Source organism: Mycoplana rhizolycopersici, from assembly GCF_013378445.1.
Lineage (GTDB): Bacteria > Pseudomonadota > Alphaproteobacteria > Rhizobiales > Rhizobiaceae > Mycoplana > Mycoplana rhizolycopersici.
Genome location: NZ_JABXYK010000053.1, coordinates 1 through 728, shown reverse-complemented (window position 1 = coordinate 728; position 728 = coordinate 1). Strand labels below are relative to the sequence as shown.

1 protein-coding gene is annotated in these 728 nt (G+C 63.6%); it reads right to left on the bottom strand.

Annotated elements, in window-relative coordinates:
• Positions 1–728 (bottom strand): NAD(P)/FAD-dependent oxidoreductase (locus HV823_RS26365; RefSeq protein WP_176952622.1); only part of this gene is annotated, 728 nt, incomplete at both ends.

Genomic DNA, 728 nt, shown 5'->3' with positions numbered 1-728 from the left:
GCAGGGGCTCTGGCGGCAGCCGCGTCCGTCTGCCGATGCCGACCAGTCCGCACCGGCTCCACACATCGTCGCGGTCGAGGACAAGGCTTGCCATGATCTTCCCGGCGACCGGCGCCTGCGCAATGCCGGTGCCGTTGAAACCCATGGCATAGAAGATGTTCGGGTGGTCCCTGAGACGATCAAAAACCGGCAGGTGCTGCGCCGTGCAGTCGATGGGTCCGGTCCAGTCGTAGAGAACTGGCACGTCCTTGAGTTGCGGATAGACCCGATGCATTTCGCGGATATTGTCCGCCCCCGCATCCCCGCTGCGGTTGAATCGATGGTCGATGCGGTCCCCAAAGGCAATGCCGCCGGTGCCGCGCCCGAAGATGACCTCACCGCCCGGCGTTCGTTGATAATAGAGCACGTGATGCTGCGCATCGCAGATCGAGGCGCCATCGGTCCAGCCGATTTCGTCCAGGACATCAGGTACAGGTGCGGTGGCGATGACCTGGCTGCTGACCACATAGAGATAGGGATGCAGTTCCGGAATGGCCGACAGCCAGGCGTTTGCGGCAAGTATCACCTTGCCGGCGGACAGATCGCCTTTTGCTGTGCGCAATTGCGGCCTGTCGCCCGGCACGATTTCGAGAACCGGACTGTGCTCGTGAATGACGACGCCCCTGGAAAGGGCGAGCTGGCGCAGGCCGAGGGCGAGCTTTGCGGGCTGGACGGTCCCTGCCCTCTCC